This is a genomic window from Bradyrhizobium sp. (assembly GCF_019242285.1).
In the GTDB taxonomy this organism is placed as follows: Bacteria; Pseudomonadota; Alphaproteobacteria; order Rhizobiales; family Xanthobacteraceae; genus Bradyrhizobium.
The window spans coordinates 1-2547 of the sequence record NZ_JAFAVV010000910.1 but is presented as its reverse complement, the minus strand read 5'-3'; the positions used below and the strand labels follow the sequence as shown (position 1 = coordinate 2547).

Here is a 2547-nt window from a genome sequence, read left to right as displayed (position 1 = left end):
ATCCTGCAAATGCACTCCAGCGGCTACCGCAATCCCGGTCAGCTGCCGGAGGGCGCCGTACTCGTGGTCGGGGCCGGTTCTTCCGGTGCTCAGATCGCGGACGAACTTTCGCGAGCGGGTCGGCGCGTCTATTTATCCGTGGGCCGGCATGAGCGTCCGCCCAGGCGATATCGCGGACGTGATTTTTGCTGGTGGCTCGGTGTCCTGGGCCTGTGGGATGCCACCACCCCCGATCCGTCAATCAAGCACGTCACGATCGCGGTTAGCGGCGCCTATGGCGGGCGGACCATCGACTTTCGGCGCCTGGCGGCGAGCGGGGTGATGCTGTTGGGCAGGGCGGAAACTTTCGCACATGGTGTGATGCGCTTCTCCCCCGACCTCGCCAGCAATCTCGCGCGAGGCGATGCGTCCTATTTATCCTTGCTCGATGGGGCCGATGCCTTTGCCGCACGTGAAGGTCTCGCCCTGCCTGAGGAGCCAACGGCGCGAACGGTCTATCCGCAACCAAAATGCGTCACCGACCCCGTCCTTGAGCTTGACCTCCGCGACGCCGGAATAGGCGCGATCGTCTGGGCGACGGGGTACGCGCTCGATTTCGGCTGGCTGAAGGTCGATGCCTTGGACGAAAAGGGCCGGCCAGTGCATCGGCGCGGCGTAGCCAAAGTGCCCGGGCTGTATTTCCTTGGGCTGAGCTGGCTGAGCCGAAGAGCGTCGAGCTTCATCTTTGGTGTCGAACACGATGCGGCACATTTAGCCGACCATATCGCCGCGCGTGTGCAGACGCCCTCATCCGTCGGTGAGGCGACGACCCCACGGCTGGGCGAGACGTGGACCGATGGCTGAAGATGGGCGCTCCTTGCGAACTTGGCCTCAGGAACGATAGTATCGCACCGGCCTGAACTTCGGTCAGGGACGTCGTCGGCCAGTTCTTCGGTATCGAGCAACCAAACTGATTACCGTTCACGCGATTGCGGGACCGACATGAAGGCAAAAAAGTTGCTTTTGGGAATTGCACTTGTGGCGGCCGGCTGCGTGCCGGTTCTCCAATCGGGCCTGCCCGATCCGAAGCTCACCTCTCGCGACAAGCAGATGATGGCGCTTGCCGAACCCGACGAATGGCGCATCCCCGACATCCGCAACAAGGTCCACTATTCGACCAATGAGACGCCAGGTACGATCGTTGTCGATACCGGTAGCAGGCACCTTTACTACGTTCTGCCCCGCAGCGAAGCGATCGAATATCGGATTGCGACCGGCGCCGAGGCCTATGGTTGGACCGGCCGGGCAACGGTCGGGCAAATGAAGGAATGGCCGACCTGGATGCCGACCGCCTCGATCATGGAGCGCTGGCCGCAGTTCAAAGTCTATCTCAAACACGGTCCGCTAGAAGGCCGGTGGGACAATCCGCTCGGCGCCCGCGCGCTTTATCTCTTCCAGGGCAATCACGACACGCTCTATCGCATTCACGGCACCAACGAGCCCGGCGAGATCGGCCAGGCCGTGTCCTCCGGTTGCATCCGCATGCGCAACTTCGACGCGATCGATCTCTACAACCGCGTGCATATCGGCACACCCGTCGTGGTGATCTAACCCCCTGTCGATTGGCACGGTCGAGGAGCACTCGCTCGTGCCCATAGGCGAGACCGGGACCGCGGGCGACATAGCGGGAGCAACATCTCAAGCACTCGCCATATCGACGGAAGGCGTTCGGCGATTCACAAAAGTTTGTGAGTGACCCGAGCCCCGGTACTTTGGCGGCCTCGGCTACATCGACAGACATGAGATCGATCTCGGCGAATGGCTGAGCGCGGGCGCATCCTTCGTTCTCCAGGAGGTCCCTCAACCTTGAGAGGACGGGAGCACCACGCAATCATCGGCGTTGAACTTGAGGCCGACGCGCTCCCCTTTGCGTAGACGCGGTCCTTCGCGATTGGGCTCGATCACCAGGAGCCGGCCTTCGCTGCCCTCGACGATATAGTGGATTTCCGCTCCTAGATTGATGATCTCGATTATTTCGCCGGGGAGCACGTTCTCACCGGACTTTTCGGCCCGGGCCTCGGGACCCACGAATGTCATGCGCTCCGGCCTGACACATGCGCTCAAGCTATTCCCGGCGGCGGCATTGTGATGATTGATCCAAAGCCTCGTGCCGGAATCGGTGGTCAGGTAAGACATGGTTTCAGCCGCGTCGGAAGCTCCGCCGTGAAACCAGTTGGACCGACCGATGAAAGCAGCAACGAACACCGTGCGAGGCCGTGCATAAATCTCATCGGGCGTGCCTTGCTGCTCGATGCGGCCTCGATTCATGACGATCACGCGGTCAGCAAGACTCATGGCCTCGTCCTGATCATGGGTGACGACGATGGTCGTCGAGCCGACGGAAGTCAGGATGCGCTTCAGCTCGAGGCGCAATTCCTCGCGCAGCTTGGCATCGAGGGCCGACAAAGGTTCATCCAGAAGGACCAGCTTCGGGTTCGTCGCCAGCACGCGCGCAAGCGCCACGCGTTGCTGCTGGCCGCCGCTCAACTGTGCCGGCGAGCGAGCCTC

Annotated in this window: 2 protein-coding genes and 1 pseudogene; 2 read left to right on the top strand and 1 reads right to left on the bottom strand. The window is 62.0% G+C overall.

The window, feature by feature from the left end; translation table 11 throughout:
* Both JOY90_RS37470 and JOY90_RS37465 read left to right on the top strand, forming a co-directional pair.
* Nucleotides 1–843, top strand: a pseudogene (locus JOY90_RS37470) (FAD-dependent oxidoreductase); the annotation flags it as partial.
* Nucleotides 844–1032: 189 nt separating this feature from the next.
* A complete protein-coding gene (locus JOY90_RS37465) occupies nt 1033–1590 on the top strand; it encodes a L,D-transpeptidase (protein ID WP_291696120.1) in 558 nt (185 codons plus the stop codon).
* A gap of 249 nt (nt 1591–1839) precedes the next feature.
* Here the strand turns inward: JOY90_RS37465 and JOY90_RS37460 are convergent.
* Nucleotides 1840–2547: ABC transporter ATP-binding protein (locus JOY90_RS37460; protein WP_291696119.1), on the bottom strand; the 708-nt coding region annotated here is incomplete at its 5' end.